The following is a 15,086-nucleotide window of genomic DNA, read 5'->3' as shown; positions in this document are numbered from 1 at the left end:
GTCGGTTCCGCCGGGTCGTGAGAACCTCCAATGTAGTGTCCATGGAGAAACTCCTTGTCGCTCGTCCATGGAAACTCGATCACAGATCAGGCGACAGCGGGCAATGTGGGGGCAGAACACCGGTTACTCCGTACCTCATGAAGCTCGGCAACATTGGCCGCCAGGAAGCGTTGGCTTTGATCGCCAGGCATAGTGGGGACAGAGACAAAATCACTGCCGAGCTGTTTTTGCGGAGAGGTCGATCACAATAGGCTTTGACGCGCTAGCCACCTTTGTACGCTGGTGGGCTCTGATGGCCCTTACATCATATACGGTGGATAATACCAATCGAGAGCTTTGGCTTCCTCTTCGGGCGTCATCGGGCGAATCTCCCATGAGTCCGTTCTCGCGATGTAGCGTCGCCAAACGGGCATGCCCGCTGCGTTGATGTCTGCATGCCAGCCAGTAAAACCCAACAGAGGCAGCAGCGCTTGTCGGATCGATCGAAGACGCCTCGCTACTGCCTTGCGCATTGGATGACCCCACCGATGGGCCTTTACGCCCAGAATGCCTCCCAGGCGTGGAGGTCGTAGATATACTCCCGGCCGTCCATCACCTTGCCGCCCTTGATGTCGAAGACGATGCAAGTGAGCATATCCAGCCGTTTGCCATTCCGCTCCGCGGTATCGCGATGGACGGCGACCACCGATCCGTCGTCGCTCTCCGTTACGTGCAAGAGATTGGATTTGAAGGTCCCGTGAGTTTCGCTTCCCAACCGGCCGAAGTGGCCAAAAATCGCTTCGTGACCCTTGTAGTCTCCGGCGAGCGAACTCTTCCCCGGACTATGCCACGTGCAGGACGCGTCGATCGTTTGCGTGAGCGTATCCATGTCTCCGGCGTCGAACGCCGCATAACCGCGCCGTACGAGATCGGAGTTCTGACTTCCCAGCGTCACGTCTGCCATAACTTCCCTCCCGTTGCTGATCCAACCGTGCTGGGTCGCGTGACAGCCTGAACAGCGTCGGCCCAACTCCCGGTTTGGCAAATTATAGGCCGTTCATTCGAATATTCAATTTTGCTAAAATGCTTCGGAGCTAAGATTTAGGCGTCACGCCTCGATCGTTCCGTGAGTCTGCGTATGCGTTTGAAGTTCGTCCCGCCCTTGATGCCGACGCTCGTCGAGAAGCCTCCCGAGGGCGATGGCTGGTCCCATGAAATCAAGTTCGACGGCTACCGCTCCCCAGATCGTCCGGGACGCCGACGGTGTGCGCATCTTCACCCGGCGTGGTCTGGACTGGACTTCGAAATACCGCGACCTCGCAAAGGCTGCCGCCGACCTGGAGGCTGAAGGCGCCATCATCGACGGCGAGATCATCGTGCTCAATGATGCAGGCCTGTCTGACTTCAGCGAGTTGCGCAAAGCAATCACCCGGCGCCAACACGACCTCTATTTCGTCGCCTTCGACCTCCTGCACCTAAATGGCCACGATCTGCGAGACATGCCTCTAGAAGGACCGCCGCGAGATCCTGGCCGAGATGATCCGGGAAGGCGGGCGCATCCAATTCAGCCAGGCGTTGCCGGGCGATGCCAAGGCGATCTTCCACCTGGTCGACCAGGCCGGACTTGAAGGCATGGTGTCGAAGCGTCGCGACAGCAAGTACCGAAGCGGCAACTCGACGGCCTGGCTGAAGACGAAGGCTTTCACGATCGACGAATACGACCTGCTCGGCGTCGAGCGCGAGGCCGGCAAGCCCGCGTTCGCTTTGATGGCCGACCGAGGCACAGGCCGCTATGTCGGCTCGGCCTTCATCACCCTAAACCGGGAGATGCGCGAACGGCTCTGGCAGCGTGTCCAGGAGCACGCAGGGACGGCGCCCAAGGGCATGAAGCGGCCGGCGACGCAATGGGTCAAGCCGGGGCTGATCGGGCGTGTGAAGCACCTACGCGGCGAGGAGGATTTGCGCCATGCCTCATTGCAGGGTTTTCGGGAAGAGACGGGCTAGCCCGGCGCCTGGGCGACGACCATGGCTGCATGCATTGGGATCTGATCAAGGTTCTGTACTGCCAGCCATGCCGTGACGCCGGCCGTAAGGACCACAACCTGGCCTTCACAAACCACGCCGTGACGCCGGACAAGAGGCGGTGAAGATGGACTCCCCGGTCGGCACGCCGTGGTCATAGATTCCGCCCTTTGAACGCCTCCATTATTCGATCATCGCTTAAGGCTACATCCAGAACACCAATTAGCCGCTCGCGCGAATTTAGTGCCTTCTGTCGTGAACCGGCGTGGGCAAAGAAATTCGTAGTCACAGAACTGGTCAGCCTATGAGGCGGATGCAACGTTGGTTAGCTCGCTGGACAGCGTGCGTCAGAAGCTGCTCAACAAGGACGATGATTGGCAATGGTCGCTGATCAATACATTCCGCGAATATTGCCGAGCGATAGGCATCAACAGACCCTCAAGCGACCCGATCCAGGTCATGCATTTTCAATTGCGCCATGCGATCGAGCAAAGCAGGGGAGTGCGTGCCGGCTCCTCCAAACCGCATGGTCACACACTGTCGCTGGCCTATGCCGCCGCCGCGGTCAAGGCGCTCACGCTCGACCACGGCCGCAAGGCTGCTGCAGCTATAAGCGAAGTGGCAAAGGCGACCGGCTTCGATAAGCAGGATGTCCAGAATTTTTACCATGCATTGAGCCGAGATCGCGCGCCGAAAGAAGCTCCGGCCGCCTACAATTTTTGCCTCACCCAAATGCGGGAATGGTCGGCCGATGTGATTTTAGCGTCCCTCTCGGGCATCAGCATTTTTGTGGAATAGCCTAGTTCATATCACAAACCGGCACTGCCACCTTTCGTTGCGTGAACACCCCACGCAACGCGAGGACTATCATGGAAGACACGTCAGACGATCTGGTTCCGATCACGGTTGCTTGCCAGTTGATCGGTGGCAGAGAGACACCCATCACCCCTTCCACACTCTACAAGGGCATCAAGTCCGGACGCTTTCCGGCGCCGCTTAAGCTTGGACCCGGCACGTCCCGTTGGCGCCGTAGCGAGATCATGGCCGTGCTTGATAGGGCATCGGCCGCGCGTCAACCGGAGGCCGCATAAATGGCTGTCCCGAAAAGCTTCAAGAAGTACTGGCCACGCGACCGCATTGACCGGCTGGTCAAGCTGCAGGCGGTTGCAAAGGCTCGCGGGCTGCAGATCGTCGCTCGCAATGGCGGAGACCGGCGTGTCTTCCTGGCCTACTTCGCCATCCGGCAAGGCAATGATCTGCTGGCGTCCTTCTGGGACATCGATCAGGCTGAAAACTGGTTCAAGGAGACCGCATAAAATGGCCGCCTCGCTTCCCTATCTCGTCGCCGGCACAGCAGTCATTTTCGTAGCCGCCATACTTCTGGGGATCATCCCATGAGGACGGGGGCGCTTCCCATAGGCGGCTCGACTGGCCTCAGTCATGAGCATCCGCATTCGATCGACGAGGCAGCGCAATGGCTGGCCACAACGCCACCACGCCAGCGTCCGGCGCCGTTGGTCCCGGCCATGCGCGAAATGTTCAACTTGACCCCGGTCGAGGCATGCGCCGCGATCAGGGAAAGCCACTTGATCAAAGCGAGGTCGACATGACCGATCTCGCCTGGATGAAAGTCTACATCGGCACCGAGACGGCTCTGACAGGCCACCTCTCTGCCGAAGAGTTCGGCGCCTACGAACGCTTGCGTCGCCACTATTGGCAGCATGGTTCGTTGCCGGAAGACGACACGCGCCTGATGCGAGTGATTGGCGTTGAGGCTGACAGGTGGCAAGGCGTCGCAAAAGCCGTTGGTCCGCTCATTGCTGAAGGTCTACGACGGCTCGACCTGGAGCGATCGGAAGCTGCTTCGAAGCGTGAACGGAAGGTCGCCGCCGGCCGCAAAGGCGCTGAAGCGAGATGGCAGATCGATGGCAAAACCAATGCGAATGCCAATGGCACAACCATAGCAGCCGCAATAGCAGAACCATCGGTTTGCCAATGGCCATCAGCATCAGCATCAGAGGAAGTACGCTACGAAGACAAGGTAGCGCCTACGCCTGCACGCGCGCGAGACCCGATACCGTTGTTCTGCTCTGATGCCCAGGCTCGGCAATGGCTGCTCGCACATGACGTATTTCCCGGTGATCTCGACGGTCTCGCCCGCAAGATGGTCGACGGCGATCTGGTCTGGTCGGACATCGAACCGAGCGCCGCATGACCAGGGTCCATGAGCGCGTTTGCTTCAGCCAACATGGCCAGCGCTTGCTCGACCTTTTGAGCAGAAGCGTCCGTGCTCGCGATGTGCCTCACCAATTGCCGCCCCAGCCGCGCGAGCCTTTCGGCGCGATACACGTCGCCGTATCTTGCAGTCTCGAGGTGGAGGGTCGCGAGCATCATGGGCGACGATTCCAAAAATCATCTAGAAGAATAATTCGCAAAAACCCCTTTCGTTCCGTTGTCCAACCTTACGCTATCGCAAAGGGGCGCGACGACGAATGACCGCGCCCGATCCCGCGACCGATTGCCGACCGCCATTCGAGCCATCGCCCGAGCTCGTCGACCAGGCCGAGCGGTTTTTGCTGGCCTGCCGATCAATCCCTGGCCGGCCTGCCGACAAGCTTGCCCGCCGGTTCCGGCTGACCACAGGCGACGCGCGGCGGCTCTGGCGGTTGATCACGGATGGCCAGCGATGAGCGAGATCGACCGCGCCACGCTCCTCGCTGGCCTCGCCGCAATCGCCGCGGAGGTCGAGCGGCTGGCAGGGCTGATCGCCGACGAGCCCGGGCCGGTCGCGACCAGCGCGGACACCTTCGACGCTGAGGGTCTCGTCGACAGCGCGATTGCAGCGCAACGGTTTGGGATCTCGAAGCAGGTTGTTCGGCGCCTGTGTCGCGAGTTTCCCGACATCGGGCACAAGGTCGTAGGCCGCCATCGGGTGAGCCTGTCCGCGCTTCGCCGGCACCTTCGAGCGTGAACGTTTCGAACGTTTCGAACGCTTCCCATTGAACGTTTCGGCGCGCACGCTCCGCCCATGAGCACAAAACACCTGAAGATTACCGGCCTGGCAATGACCTCGCGTGACTTTGAGATGGGTCGGCTTCCGAGCGGTCGACCGTTGTATTTCGCGCCAGAGGGGGCTCGATGCAGTTTGCCGGTCCCGTTGCTGTATAGGCACACGGACGACATGCGTCTCGGCAATGTGGTCGAGCTAATGCCGTCGGCAGATGGTTTGCGCTTCGTGGCGATCGTCACAGACCCGGCCGCCGTTGAACGGGTCCAGAATGGCGACTGGCTCGGCGTCAGTATTGGCGCCGGCAAGGTGACCGACGTCGATGATGTCAAACCCTTCACCGCAACCGGCTGGAGCGTCTTCGAAGTTTCGTTGGTAGAAGACGGCGGTCAACTGAACCCGGCCGCGCGCGTCACGACGATAGTGGAATTGCCGGCGGCGGTGAATAACAGCCCGTTTACGTTCAAGCTCCCCCGTCTTCATGGGCCCCTTCCCAAGCGCCTGAACACCCCCGCCGATATTGATGCTTTCGGCCGTGCCGTTTTCGGGCCGGTAGTCTGGGCGAAGCATCAGGCCAACCGCCAGCGCGAGAGGCAGAAGCGCATCGCGCACGACATCGCCGAGCGCGGCGAACTGACGGCGGGGCTGATGGGCTGATCCATGCTAATACCGTCTCCCGAGCGTCTCGCCGCAATCAGCCGCAAGGTTGAACTGATGGTGCGCGCGAACAACGAACGCGACTTCGGTCCTGGTTCGATGATCAACCGTGCCTATCATGGCACAGACGGCGCTGCCGTGTGGAAGTCCGCGCCGGACGGCGAGATAGTCGAGACCGAGCCGGCCAATCGTCGCCGCTGGATTGAGGGCATTGCGTCGACACGGCGCCCGTCGATCTCCGGCCGCGGGAACAAGATGATCTTGAGCCCGATGGCTGCGTCGGTTCGTCTACCCCTGTCGCTCAAGTCCGGACATGATCGCGGCGAGGTCGGACGCGTCCACTATCTTCGCCGCACTGCCGACCAGATCATCGCGCTCGCCGCAGTGTATGACACGCCCGCCGGCGATCACTTGTGGTCGCTCATCCGCTCAGGTGAAGTCAGAAGCTTCAGCGTGCTCGCCAGCGATCAGGTCGACGATGCAGTGGTCGACGGCTTCCTCCATCTCAAGTCCTGGCGCATCGGCGAGATCAGTTGCGTCCGCGAGCCTGCCAACATCGACTGCCAATTCTCGATCATCCTCGATGACGGGCAGCCTGTTCATGTCGAGCCAATGCCGCCGCGCGTTCCCTATGCCGGCGCGTGGAAGTCCGACCAATGGTTCAAGACCGGAAGCTTCGCAACGCATCGCGGTAGCTTGTGGCACGCGAATGTCGACACGAAGGGCATCGTCCCTGGTGGTGCGGATGGCAACCGCTGCTGGCAATTGGCGGTGAAGAACGGCCACGCCCACAAGCTCGAGGACAAGCAGGAGGCGGAACAATGACGAGCTTTGAATTGGAGATCGACCGCATTACGCAAGAGTCGATCGAGGCAGGCATGCCCGAGAACGCGGCACATGCTGCGCGTGCTTCGCTGCGCCGTAAGTATGTCGAATTGGTCAACGCCGCGGAGGTCGACATAAGCAGGGGAATGCCGCTGCTTATGGATGCGACCGAGACCGAACGGCTGTTTTCCATTGCGCAAACCGCCGCGCTGCAGGCAGCAGGCGCCAAGGACCAGCTTGATGAACTGACCGACCGGATATTTCGAGCGCTGGCCGCATTCGTCAGTCGCGGCCTCGCTGAGCAGGCAGACAGGCGTGAGGCGCTTAGGGTCGTGCGGAATTGATCACGATGACACGGCAGCGGCCGTCGCCAATACAACCAGGGGGCGGGGGTCAAGAATCGAAAGTTGCATTACCCCTTTGAACCGCTCCGGGCTCACGGAGACTCTACGTGCGCGCGCCGAGTGAAGTCTAGAAAATCGGATTGAGGTGAATTTTCATGGCGAAACGGGGACGTCCGACCAGAGCAGCGGCATCGAAGCGGGCGCTTAAGGGCGTCGATGTCGACGCTGTCGACCCGTTGACTGTCCTGCGACAGATCGCGAGCGACACCTCCGCGCCGGCTAGTTCACGCTTGGCGGCTGCAAAGGCGTTGCTGGCGCAGGGTGGCCGCAAAAAGGACGGCGGCGACGGGTCCGAGAATGATCGAATTTCGGCGCGCGCTCTGACGCTTTTGAAGGGCGGCAAGCGATGAACGAGAACGACCGCATCCCGAGAGTTGGCGAATATCGCGGCGTGGGGCTCCATGATAACCAATCGCCGGAACGGCTTGCGGTGGTGAAGCGCGAGCTCGACAGCGTGCTCGATCTCGCCGATGCCACGCTGCTTGTTGAAATCGTCGGCGACGTAACGTGGTCTCCCGAGGCCCGCTTGACTGCCGCGGCAAAGCTTAGGGCGATGCATCAGATTGCCGCCGAGGATCGCAAGTCGAGGCCGATGTTCGACTTGGCCTATGTCGTCGCGTGCACCGCCGCGCTCGACTCCCGATATTGGCGCTCGCCATGGTACTACGGCTCGTTGCTCGACCCCGGCCGCGGGCCTCACGAAGCCGGTCCGGTGCCGCGCCCATCGCCGCTTGCTGACGACGAACGGGGTGCCCGATGAGCCTCCCAGAGATCGGCTTCTTCCCCCGCGCCTTGGCGGTCACCGTGCCGCTGGTGGGAGTATTTGACATGACGAGTTGGGACGGAATCCGCGCTTGGCTACGTGCGTACGGGCCGAACGAACAATTCGCGATCAGCAACGAGGATGAAGAGAAATGCCGCTTGCTGTCAATCAACTGATCGGATTCGGCGCTCGGCAGCCTTCTCCCGGCGGCGGTGGCGGCGGAGGCGATCCGAACTTTGCCAACGTCGTGTTGCTGCTCGGTTTCGAAGGCACTGACGGCGCCACGACAACCACGGACGAAAGTCCATCGGCGCATTCGCCGATCACCTTCAATGGCAACGCGCAGATCGACAGCGCGCAGGCCAAGTTCGGCAGTTCATCCTGTCTCTTTGACGGTACTGGCGATTATCTCTCAATCCCAGACAGCCCGGATTGGGATCTGTCGGACGCGAATTCTGATCAATTTACCATAGAATTTTGGATACGGCCGCACGCCAATGTTGGCAATCAGCGCATCATGGCCCAAGCGCCATCAAATGGTGATGTCAGCTGGTATATCAACAGCACCTGGGAGGTCGGACCAGCCTCGCAAGTTTCGTTCAACTCGTCGTACAACGGCGGACTGCCTCCCAACGTATCGGTTGGCAATGGCGGCACGGTTATGGCGCTCGATTTCTGGCATTTTATAGCCATCTCGAAAAACAGCAGCGGGAAGCTGCGCCTATGGTGCAATGGCACGCTGGACGGCACTTCAACGCCGGCAGATTCGACCATCTTCAACTCCACAGGAGCGCTTGAGATCGGGCGTCTCCTTGGCGGCACAGCCAACCTCAACGCCTGGCTCGATGAAATCAGGATCACCAAGGGCGTCTGTCGCTACGACACCGATGGCTCAATCACGGTGCCGACTGCGGCTTTCCCGCGCTCATAGCGAGGCCATGTGCGCGATACCGAACTGACCGAGCGTCCCGGCCGCGGCTGGACGCGCTGGGCCGAGGGTGTGGGAGAATACGAGATCGAACGCACTTGGTGGCAAGCCAGGGTGCTGCATTTTCCTAAGCTCAATGTGTCGGTCTGGTTTGATGGATCGCAGATGGTCGGGCTCGAGCACTGGGGCTTTCGCGAACCGAAATGGTGCATGCGAATCCCTCCGTCTGATTGGAAGCCTATGCCGGCCGGCTACAGGCTGGAGTCCGAGCAGGTTTGGTTGCTGTGGCACGCGGCCACAGGCGGGCGCCAGAGCGCGCTGAGGCCCCCAATCAGAAGCTATCGACGCTGCCGTCAGCGTATATGATCCGCGTTGAACGGCCTCATAAGACCGGGACCACGCGGGGCGGAGCCCATTTCTGCTCTACGATCTCGGGACCTGGCATGTATGTCCTCAGGATCACAAAGAAGGAGCCGCTCTTTGTGCTTGGCAGCCAGTTAGATTCCTTGGCCATACCCGGTGACTCACTCTGGATGTAGAGGGTCAGGCCGCCGTCAGCATCCTGTTTCAAGTTCGGCGTGCGATTGCCGATAGAGTAGCGGTCGATCGAGTTATCGACGAGATTGTAGGTCGGGTCATACATGGTGATGGACCAGAAAGCCTCGACCTGCGGCAATTGCCCGGGCGGAAAGCGCAACGTGTATCGCTTGGTCCCATCGAAGGCCTGCCCCGTAGCGTCGAGGGCGGTGTTGAAATACACGGCTTCAGCAGGGTCGTTCGAGATGATTCCGCTGAGGGCTTGCAAAGCAGCACGCAGCAGAAAGTCGTCACTCAAACCGGCCCGCCCCACCGCCGAAGGCGGAATGTTCCAACCATTGACCTGTTTTCCGAGCGCGCCCGAACGTATCACGTCGTTTAGAAGCGCACGCCCATCAACCGCCGCTCTCGCCAGGCCGCGCTTGGTGCCGGTATCCATTCCGTCGAAATCATCTTGCCCTGGACCGATCCCAACCCTGGCGAACAGTTCCACCAGTTTGGCGAGCCTCGCCTCGGGCGGATTTTCCGTCATCGCCTTGTTCATGGTTTTCCACTCGGCCAGCGGATCGGTTTTCGGGTCGAAGGGCGCCCAGACATCGCGGCTCTCGGGCAACATGGCATTCTGCTTTCCCCAAAGGCTGAGCGGGACAAGCGTGTATTGATCCTGCAGCTTGCGCACGGCGGGCACGTCCGCCTGACCATCAACGAGCGTGCGTCCAAGGATTAACACGCTGTTGGTGCGTGACGTAGGGAGAGCCTTCACTCCTTCGGGTAGCGCGCCTTTCCAGTTCGGGCCGACGATGGCAAAACTTCCCGCCTTGCCACCGGTGGTGCGCTTACCGACATAGGCGAAATTGTCGGAGTCAATGCCTGCGATCTCAAAGGTGAAGTAGCGATCGCCCATCTCGGGATGGGAAAGGATGATGGGCTCCTTGGTCACATCTACCCAAGCAGAGGAATAGAGTGCGTCGTTGTTAGGCGAACCGCCATCACGGTATTCGGCGGTGGCCAGGTCCCGCACATTGTAGAAATGATTGAGCGGCGCATAGGGCGTGATGCTGCCCGTCGGCTTGGGCTGCGTCACCCAATCCCACCGCAGGCTGGGTAAATACACGTATGGGAAGCCGAACACATAGGCCTGCATGCCCAGGGTATAGGCGTATTGTTCCTGCCAAGCGGGCTTGGCTGCCGCGTCCTGAGCGGCACTAGCCCCGGCCGTCCAAGCTAAGAAGACGCCTGCGATCAATAAAATCGACTTTCGGGCCAGAACGTTCATGACAAACCCTCCCACCGGATAAACCGAACAGATGGGTCAATTTAGCATCGATCATGCCTTCGGAGTCGGAAGCTGCTGAAATTTTGCGCAACAAGGGGGAGGACGCAAGCTCGCTTTAGCCGCCAGCGTCTTGGCCACCCTTCCTCAGCCTCACCCCGGCGCCGCCGCCATTCTCAGCGATGAACTCGACGCCAGATGTACTGGCCGGCGGCCAGGTGAACAAAGGTCAGGGGCTCGTGTAGTTGCCGTCAACGACGCCACCGAGTTTCTCGTCAAGGCTTCCCTTTATGATGGCTACGCCTTTGCCATGCGTGTCGGCGGCATCGCAATACGCAGCGATCGCGATGCTCAGTCGCCCCTCGTGGCCGGCATCCCTCCATCTTTCGGTCGAGACGTGTACGAATATTTGAGGTCCGCTAAAATCGGTGGCGTCGCTGCGCCTGATGCTGTCTATCGTGTTATCCCACGAAGCAAGCACGGCTTTCGCGTTGATCTTGGCGCAGTCTCCGTAGACTCCGGCATTGACGCCCGAAGCAACAACGCCACTGGTAGAGCTCGCGCTGCCCGTCGCACTCCCGTCATGGCCCTTGAACATCCAAACAAGGCCGATCGCGACGACAGCGACGGCCGCAATCCTTGTCCTTTCGCCCATACTTCGACGCCCCCTCACGTTGCGCCAAGGATGCAGCGCAAGCTTCGCCCCCGCAAGGGCGCGCTTGACGATTTCAGCGAATGAGAACACCTTAGGCGCGCCGGTCGGTAGCGACGAACTGCCGACCGGCACTTTGCCACCGGAAGCCTTGCAGGGCCTGCAGTGACACACATCAGATTTAGCACTCCGTCACAGATTCGCTAGGCGTTTGCCCGGCTTCCTCAACATTTGGAGAGGAAGTCACAGATGACCACAATCACACGCCGCGCCGCGCTTGGCGCACTAGCCTCTATTCCGGACATAGGTGCCGCGACAGAGGCTTTTCCGTCAACCGGCTCTACCACACCAGAAACTATCGACGATCGAATCAGGCGCCTCGCAGGGGAGCTTTCCGCCGCAATGGAAGGTATGCACGGCGGGGCATGGCGGGTTACCGTCGATCATTCGGCCGGCTTCGCTCTCATTGTGCAGCAGCGCGGGGTGCAGTCATGAGCGACATGATCGAGGCGACCCTCTCCAGCAGAGACACAGAGATCGCTGCGGCTGAACAAAAAATGAAGCGGCTGGGAAGGGAGCTGGCCGCCGCACTCGACGAATTCTTGCGGGCGTCAAATTCGGTCGGTTATCCGGTCTGCCTCAGCGTCTATCCTCGATCGCTCGGCAGGAACAAGTGGCTGGAGGAGCCAACTCTCAACTGAGATTTTGCCGACGTCGGCAAAAATGGGCCCGCTGCCTCTGGTGGCGGGCTTTTTCGTCAAGCAAACCCGATCGCCGCACATATAGCGCACATAGTGGGTTTTTTTGGATTTTCGGACCTGCCTTAAGTCCTTGAAAAGATTGGCTCCCCGGGCCGGATTCGAACCAGCGACCAACCGGTTAACAGCCGGTTGCTCTACCACTGAGCTACCGGGGAACAGCGCTCTCATGTGAGTGGCGCAGCCTATAGCAAACCCGTTTCGCCTTTGCAAAGAAGCATTTCGTATTTTTTCTGGGCTTTTTTGCATGATGATTTCTGGCAATCGTCGGCGGGGGGCCTCATATGAGCGGTTCTGCTCACCGCCGTGGAGCGAAAAGGCGGTTGCGGCATTTACCGGCGGGTGTCTTTAATCCCTGGAACTGGGTCTAACTTCGACATGACTGCAGCAGGCGAACACGCACCGGCGCGGAAAATCACGGTCTTTGGCCGTGAATTCACCATGCCGCGCTCGCGTGCTCTCAGAATCATCATCGGCGTCGTCCTGATCCTGGGCGGCATCCTCGGCTTCCTGCCTATCCTGGGCTTCTGGATGATTCCGATCGGATTGCTGGTGCTTTCCTATGAATTTGCGCTGGTGCGCCGCCACCGGCGCCGGCTTGTCGTGTGGTGGGAGCGCCGGCGCCGGCCGGATTGACCTGGCCGGCGGAACTTTCCAGATCAGCAGAAGGCGTTTTGGGCCGCGGCGAGGAAAGCGTCGTGAATGACGTGCGAGCGCTTGACGACTTTCTGCCGCCAACATATTGAGTTCGCTCGGAACGCCGGGAGCAACGAGGCCTCGTGGCGGAGTGGTTACGCAGAGGACTGCAAATCCTTGCACCCCGGTTCGATTCCGGGCGAGGCCTCCAGTTGCCTGGGCTCCCTGTGGAGCAGGGGTTCCGGTCGAATGAGCCGCGGTCCTGGCGCGGCAAGCGCATTCGTTTTGGGCGCATTGGTTGGGCGGATTGGTTGAAACATGAGCGCTGATTTCTCCGAACGACGCGTGAAGATGGTCGACGGCCAGATCCGCACCACGGACGTAACCAACGCACCGCTGCTCGATGCCATGCTTTCCGTGCCGCGCGAGGCCTTTGTCGGCGCGAACCAGCGCGATCTTGCCTATATCGACGGGGACATCCGCATTTCCGACAGCGCCAATGGCGGCGCGCGCTACCTGATGGAGCCTTCGCCGCTAGCCAAGCTGCTGCAGCTGGCCGAAATCGGCGCCGGCGAATCGGTGCTCGATGTCGGCTGCGGCACCGGCTATTCCTCGGCCCTGCTATCACGGCTGGCGAGATCGGTGGTCGCTCTGGAAAGCGATCAGCCGCTGGCGGAAACCGCCAAATCGACGCTGTCGGCGTTGTGCTGCGACAATGTGGCCGTGGTCATCGCGCCGTTGGCGCAAGGTCATGCCGCCAAGGCACCGTACGACGTGATCTTCATCGGCGGCAGTGTCGAGGACGTGCCGGCTTCGCTGTTCGACCAGCTTTCCGAGGGCGGGCGTCTTGTCGCAGTCGAGGGACAGGGCAATTCGGGCGTAGCCCGGCTTTTTTTCAAAACCGGGGGGGTTGTAACCGGAAGACGGGCATTTAATGCGGCAATTAAGCCACTACCCGGATTTGAACGCATTCACACGTTTGAATTCTGAGTGGTTTTGCCTTGCAGCGGAAGCGATGTCATGATCGCTTGCATTTGAACAATCGTTGCTGATCGCATAACCGGGTATTTTGGGGGCAGTCAGCGGGGGAACGATAAAGCGCGGCGCAGGCTGATCCGAAGGAGTGGCCGGTGTGGCGCAGTTCCCATGCAAAACGAATGAGGGATATCACGTGCCGTCCGTACGCAAGACTGTCTTAGCCGCCATCCTGGTTTCCGCGACCGCGCTTTCGCCATTGAGCGCCTCCGCGGAAAGCATCACCGGCGCGCTTGCCAAAGCCTACCAGAACAATTCGCAACTGAATTCCAGCCGTGCCGGTGTGCGCGTCACCGACGAGGGCGTGGCCATAGCCAAGTCGGGCTGGCGCCCGACGATCGCAGGGTCTGCGGAAATCGACTACTCAAGCAGCCATCTCAACGGCACGAACCAGAGCGTGCGGCTGACAACCGGGAATTTTGGCGTCGAGATCAATCAGACGCTGTTCGACGGCTTCCAGACCAAGAACAATGTCGCGGCCGCCGAAGCGCAGGTTCGCGCCTCGGTCGAGAGCCTGCGCAACACCGAAGAAAACATCCTGTTCAACGCGGCAAGCGCCTATATGGATGTGATCCGCGACCGCCAGGTGGCGGTGCTGACCGAGCAGAACCTGCAGTTCCTGACCGAGCAGGCGCGCGCGGCGCGCTCGCGCTTCGAGGTCGGCGAGGGCACGCGCACCGACGTCGCCCAGGCCGACGCCTCGCGTTCTTCCGCCGTGGCGCAGTTGAGCGCGGCCCGCGCGCAGGCGCTGGCCAGCGCCGCGACATACCATCAGATCGTCGGCGACGAGCCGGGCAAGCTCAAGGCGGCCTCGCCGCTGGCGAGGCTTTTGCCGTCGAGCCTCGACGCGGCGATCACCATCGCGTCCGCAGAGCACCCGGCCATCCTCGCAACCCAGCATCTGGTCGATGCGGCGGCGTTTTCGGTGAAGTCGCAGGAAGGCGCGCTGCTGCCGCAGCTTTCGGCCAGTGCCGGCGTTTCCAGCGCCTATCGCAATACCGTTCCCGGCATCCTGAGCTCGCAGGACGGCACGACCAATTCAGCCAGCATCGGCGCGACGCTCAGCATTCCGATCTACTCGGGGGGCCGCACCTCGGCGCTGGTTCGCCAATCGAAAGAATCGCTCGGCCAGGCCCGCATCGAAGTCGATGTCAGCCGCGACCAGGTGCGCCAGGCCGTGACCTCGGCATGGACGCAGTACACCGCCGCGCAGCAAAGCGTCGCCGCCAACCGGCAGGTGATCGCTGCCGCGCAACTGGCGCTCAACGGCGTCATCGAGGAGCGCAATGTCGGCCAGCGCACCACGCTCGACGTGCTGAATGCGCAGAACGCCGTAATTACCGCCAAAATCAACCTTGCCAGCTCCGAGCACGACGTGGTGGTGGCCAGCTACGCGATCCTGTCGGCGATCGGTCGCCTTTCGGTCGAACGCCTGGCGCTGAATGTGGTGAAGTACAAGCCGGAAGAACATTACAACGCCGTCAAGGACAAGTGGATCGGCCTGCGCACGCCGGACGGCCGCTGACCGTATCAGACCCTGGATTCGAGGAGCGCCGCGTGTCCATGGATGCGCGGCGTTTTTTCATTATTGAGCCCTTGCTCAGCCGGCG

24 protein-coding genes and 2 tRNA genes are annotated in these 15,086 nt (G+C 60.8%); 22 read left to right on the top strand and 4 right to left on the bottom strand.

All coding sequences use genetic code 11. The features are described from left to right. Window positions 1-535 precede the first annotated feature (535 nt). The gene (locus D3227_RS35155; RefSeq protein ID WP_120018721.1) at window positions 536-943 is read right to left on the bottom strand and encodes a nuclear transport factor 2 family protein; all 408 of its coding nucleotides are present in this window, start codon (window positions 941-943) and stop codon (window positions 536-538) included. Window positions 944-1,178: 235 nt separating this feature from the next. On the opposite strand from D3227_RS35155, the gene D3227_RS44815 reads away from it, so the two are divergent. The 16 genes from D3227_RS44815 to D3227_RS35075 all read left to right on the top strand — a co-directional run bounded on the left by D3227_RS44815 (window position 1,179) and on the right by D3227_RS35075 (window position 8,951). Beyond that, entirely contained in the window at window positions 1,179-1,607 is a 429-nt protein-coding gene (locus tag D3227_RS44815) for an ATP-dependent DNA ligase (RefSeq protein ID WP_483466633.1), read from the top strand. Beyond that, on the top strand, window positions 1,516-1,983 hold the full coding sequence (locus D3227_RS44810; RefSeq protein ID WP_483466632.1) for a hypothetical protein: 468 nt from the start codon (window positions 1,516-1,518) through the stop codon (window positions 1,981-1,983). The genes D3227_RS44815 and D3227_RS44810 overlap by 92 nt, the downstream gene beginning before the upstream one ends. Window positions 1,984-2,322: 339 nt before the next feature. Beyond that, a complete protein-coding gene (locus tag D3227_RS35145) occupies window positions 2,323-2,799 on the top strand; it encodes a hypothetical protein (RefSeq protein ID WP_147377770.1) in 477 nt (158 codons plus the stop codon). A 71-nt stretch (window positions 2,800-2,870) separates the two neighbouring features. Continuing rightward, window positions 2,871-3,092, top strand: a complete 222-nt coding sequence (locus D3227_RS35140) for a helix-turn-helix transcriptional regulator (RefSeq protein WP_120018719.1) — start codon at window positions 2,871-2,873, stop codon at window positions 3,090-3,092. Beyond that, on the top strand, window positions 3,093-3,317 hold the full coding sequence (locus tag D3227_RS35135; RefSeq protein ID WP_120018718.1) for a hypothetical protein: 225 nt from the start codon (window positions 3,093-3,095) through the stop codon (window positions 3,315-3,317). It begins immediately after the preceding gene. A gap of 158 nt (window positions 3,318-3,475) precedes the next feature. Continuing rightward, on the top strand, window positions 3,476-4,216 hold the full coding sequence (locus D3227_RS35125) for a DUF1376 domain-containing protein (RefSeq protein ID WP_167480994.1): 741 nt from the start codon (window positions 3,476-3,478) through the stop codon (window positions 4,214-4,216). 277 nt (window positions 4,217-4,493) lie between these two features. Further along, window positions 4,494-4,691 (top strand): hypothetical protein, encoded by a 198-nt coding sequence (locus D3227_RS35120; RefSeq protein ID WP_120018715.1) that lies wholly within the window; start codon window positions 4,494-4,496, stop codon window positions 4,689-4,691. Continuing rightward, window positions 4,688-4,972, top strand: a complete 285-nt coding sequence (locus D3227_RS35115) for a MerR family transcriptional regulator (RefSeq protein ID WP_120018714.1) — start codon at window positions 4,688-4,690, stop codon at window positions 4,970-4,972. Before D3227_RS35120 ends, D3227_RS35115 begins: the two co-directional genes overlap by 4 nt. A gap of 210 nt (window positions 4,973-5,182) precedes the next feature. Then, complete coding sequence (locus tag D3227_RS35110; RefSeq protein ID WP_120018713.1) at window positions 5,183-5,665, top strand: hypothetical protein; 483 nt, start codon at window positions 5,183-5,185, stop codon at window positions 5,663-5,665. 3 nt (window positions 5,666-5,668) lie between these two features. Continuing rightward, window positions 5,669-6,490: an HK97 family phage prohead protease gene (locus tag D3227_RS35105; protein WP_120018712.1), complete on the top strand. Its 822-nt coding sequence runs from the start codon at window positions 5,669-5,671 to the stop codon at window positions 6,488-6,490. 11 nt (window positions 6,491-6,501) lie between these two features. After that, window positions 6,502-6,834 carry a hypothetical protein gene (locus D3227_RS35100; RefSeq protein ID WP_147377769.1) on the top strand — a complete coding sequence of 111 codons (333 nt, stop codon included), beginning with the start codon at window positions 6,502-6,504 and terminating at the stop codon, window positions 6,832-6,834. Between the two features lie 155 nt (window positions 6,835-6,989). Then, window positions 6,990-7,244, top strand: coding sequence for a hypothetical protein (locus tag D3227_RS35095; protein WP_120018710.1), 255 nt, complete (start codon window positions 6,990-6,992; stop codon window positions 7,242-7,244). Beyond that, on the top strand, window positions 7,241-7,654 hold the full coding sequence (locus D3227_RS35090) for a hypothetical protein (protein ID WP_120018709.1): 414 nt from the start codon (window positions 7,241-7,243) through the stop codon (window positions 7,652-7,654). Before D3227_RS35095 ends, D3227_RS35090 begins: the two co-directional genes overlap by 4 nt. After that, window positions 7,651-7,833 carry a hypothetical protein gene (locus tag D3227_RS35085; RefSeq protein WP_120018708.1) on the top strand — a complete coding sequence of 61 codons (183 nt, stop codon included), beginning with the start codon at window positions 7,651-7,653 and terminating at the stop codon, window positions 7,831-7,833. Before D3227_RS35090 ends, D3227_RS35085 begins: the two co-directional genes overlap by 4 nt. After that, window positions 7,809-8,588 (top strand): LamG domain-containing protein, encoded by a 780-nt coding sequence (locus tag D3227_RS35080; protein ID WP_120018707.1) that lies wholly within the window; start codon window positions 7,809-7,811, stop codon window positions 8,586-8,588. The genes D3227_RS35085 and D3227_RS35080 overlap by 25 nt, the downstream gene beginning before the upstream one ends. 9 nt (window positions 8,589-8,597) lie before the next feature. Next, a complete protein-coding gene (locus D3227_RS35075) occupies window positions 8,598-8,951 on the top strand; it encodes a hypothetical protein (protein ID WP_120018706.1) in 354 nt (117 codons plus the stop codon). Window positions 8,952-8,967: 16 nt separating this feature from the next. Here D3227_RS35075 and D3227_RS35070 read toward each other — a convergent pair whose 3' ends face one another. Together D3227_RS35070 and D3227_RS35065 are read right to left on the bottom strand one after the other, a co-directional pair. Next, window positions 8,968-10,398: a DUF1254 domain-containing protein gene (locus D3227_RS35070; protein ID WP_120018705.1), complete on the bottom strand. Its 1,431-nt coding sequence runs from the start codon at window positions 10,396-10,398 to the stop codon at window positions 8,968-8,970. A 226-nt stretch (window positions 10,399-10,624) separates the two neighbouring features. Continuing rightward, window positions 10,625-11,182 carry a hypothetical protein gene (locus D3227_RS35065; protein ID WP_147377768.1) on the bottom strand — a complete coding sequence of 186 codons (558 nt, stop codon included), beginning with the start codon at window positions 11,180-11,182 and terminating at the stop codon, window positions 10,625-10,627. A gap of 114 nt (window positions 11,183-11,296) precedes the next feature. Between D3227_RS35065 and D3227_RS35060 the strand changes: the two genes are divergently transcribed. Further along, window positions 11,297-11,542, top strand: a complete 246-nt coding sequence (locus D3227_RS35060; protein WP_120018703.1) for a hypothetical protein — start codon at window positions 11,297-11,299, stop codon at window positions 11,540-11,542. Continuing rightward, the gene (locus D3227_RS35055) at window positions 11,539-11,748 is read left to right on the top strand and encodes a hypothetical protein (RefSeq protein WP_120018702.1); all 210 of its coding nucleotides are present in this window, start codon (window positions 11,539-11,541) and stop codon (window positions 11,746-11,748) included. Before D3227_RS35060 ends, D3227_RS35055 begins: the two co-directional genes overlap by 4 nt. 140 nt (window positions 11,749-11,888) lie before the next feature. Here D3227_RS35055 and D3227_RS35050 read toward each other — a convergent pair. Continuing rightward, window positions 11,889-11,963, bottom strand: a tRNA-Asn gene (locus D3227_RS35050). A gap of 220 nt (window positions 11,964-12,183) precedes the next feature. On the opposite strand from D3227_RS35050, the gene D3227_RS35045 reads away from it, so the two are divergent. The 4 genes from D3227_RS35045 to D3227_RS35030 all read left to right on the top strand — a co-directional run bounded on the left by D3227_RS35045 (window position 12,184) and on the right by D3227_RS35030 (window position 15,001). Then, complete coding sequence (locus tag D3227_RS35045; protein WP_120018701.1) at window positions 12,184-12,441, top strand: PGPGW domain-containing protein; 258 nt, start codon at window positions 12,184-12,186, stop codon at window positions 12,439-12,441. Window positions 12,442-12,578: 137 nt separating this feature from the next. After that, window positions 12,579-12,652, top strand: a tRNA-Cys gene (locus D3227_RS35040). 107 nt (window positions 12,653-12,759) lie between these two features. Then, window positions 12,760-13,431 (top strand): protein-L-isoaspartate O-methyltransferase family protein, encoded by a 672-nt coding sequence (locus tag D3227_RS35035; protein ID WP_120018700.1) that lies wholly within the window; start codon window positions 12,760-12,762, stop codon window positions 13,429-13,431. A gap of 181 nt (window positions 13,432-13,612) precedes the next feature. Next, complete coding sequence (locus D3227_RS35030; protein ID WP_120018699.1) at window positions 13,613-15,001, top strand: TolC family outer membrane protein; 1,389 nt, start codon at window positions 13,613-13,615, stop codon at window positions 14,999-15,001. The last annotated feature ends 85 nt before the right edge of the window (window positions 15,002-15,086 follow it).

The sequence above is a fragment of the Mesorhizobium waimense genome, assembly GCF_003601975.1.
Taxonomy (GTDB): Bacteria; Pseudomonadota; Alphaproteobacteria; order Rhizobiales; family Rhizobiaceae; genus Mesorhizobium; species Mesorhizobium waimense.
This window is presented reverse-complemented; position numbering and strand designations above follow the sequence as displayed.

Excerpts from the sequence above, each read along its gene's own strand:
- D3227_RS35155 (WP_120018721.1), bottom strand. The coding sequence starts at position 943 with ATGGCAGACGTGACGCTGGGAAGTCAGAACTCCGATCTCGTACGGCGC.
- D3227_RS44815 (WP_483466633.1), top strand. The coding sequence starts at position 1,179 with ATGGCTGGTCCCATGAAATCAAGTTCGACGGCTACCGCTCCCCAGATC.
- D3227_RS44810 (WP_483466632.1), top strand. The coding sequence starts at position 1,516 with ATGATCCGGGAAGGCGGGCGCATCCAATTCAGCCAGGCGTTGCCGGGC.
- D3227_RS35140 (WP_120018719.1), top strand. The coding sequence starts at position 2,871 with ATGGAAGACACGTCAGACGATCTGGTTCCGATCACGGTTGCTTGCCAG.
- D3227_RS35135 (WP_120018718.1), top strand. The coding sequence starts at position 3,093 with ATGGCTGTCCCGAAAAGCTTCAAGAAGTACTGGCCACGCGACCGCATT.
- D3227_RS35125 (WP_167480994.1), top strand. The coding sequence starts at position 3,476 with ATGGCTGGCCACAACGCCACCACGCCAGCGTCCGGCGCCGTTGGTCCC.
- D3227_RS35120 (WP_120018715.1), top strand. The coding sequence starts at position 4,494 with ATGACCGCGCCCGATCCCGCGACCGATTGCCGACCGCCATTCGAGCCA.
- D3227_RS35115 (WP_120018714.1), top strand. The coding sequence starts at position 4,688 with ATGAGCGAGATCGACCGCGCCACGCTCCTCGCTGGCCTCGCCGCAATC.
- D3227_RS35110 (WP_120018713.1), top strand. The coding sequence starts at position 5,183 with ATGCGTCTCGGCAATGTGGTCGAGCTAATGCCGTCGGCAGATGGTTTG.
- D3227_RS35105 (WP_120018712.1), top strand. The coding sequence starts at position 5,669 with ATGCTAATACCGTCTCCCGAGCGTCTCGCCGCAATCAGCCGCAAGGTT.
- D3227_RS35095 (WP_120018710.1), top strand. The coding sequence starts at position 6,990 with ATGGCGAAACGGGGACGTCCGACCAGAGCAGCGGCATCGAAGCGGGCG.
- D3227_RS35090 (WP_120018709.1), top strand. The coding sequence starts at position 7,241 with ATGAACGAGAACGACCGCATCCCGAGAGTTGGCGAATATCGCGGCGTG.
- D3227_RS35085 (WP_120018708.1), top strand. The coding sequence starts at position 7,651 with ATGAGCCTCCCAGAGATCGGCTTCTTCCCCCGCGCCTTGGCGGTCACC.
- D3227_RS35080 (WP_120018707.1), top strand. The coding sequence starts at position 7,809 with ATGCCGCTTGCTGTCAATCAACTGATCGGATTCGGCGCTCGGCAGCCT.
- D3227_RS35070 (WP_120018705.1), bottom strand. The coding sequence starts at position 10,398 with ATGAACGTTCTGGCCCGAAAGTCGATTTTATTGATCGCAGGCGTCTTC.
- D3227_RS35060 (WP_120018703.1), top strand. The coding sequence starts at position 11,297 with ATGACCACAATCACACGCCGCGCCGCGCTTGGCGCACTAGCCTCTATT.
- D3227_RS35055 (WP_120018702.1), top strand. The coding sequence starts at position 11,539 with ATGAGCGACATGATCGAGGCGACCCTCTCCAGCAGAGACACAGAGATC.
- D3227_RS35045 (WP_120018701.1), top strand. The coding sequence starts at position 12,184 with ATGACTGCAGCAGGCGAACACGCACCGGCGCGGAAAATCACGGTCTTT.
- D3227_RS35035 (WP_120018700.1), top strand. The coding sequence starts at position 12,760 with ATGAGCGCTGATTTCTCCGAACGACGCGTGAAGATGGTCGACGGCCAG.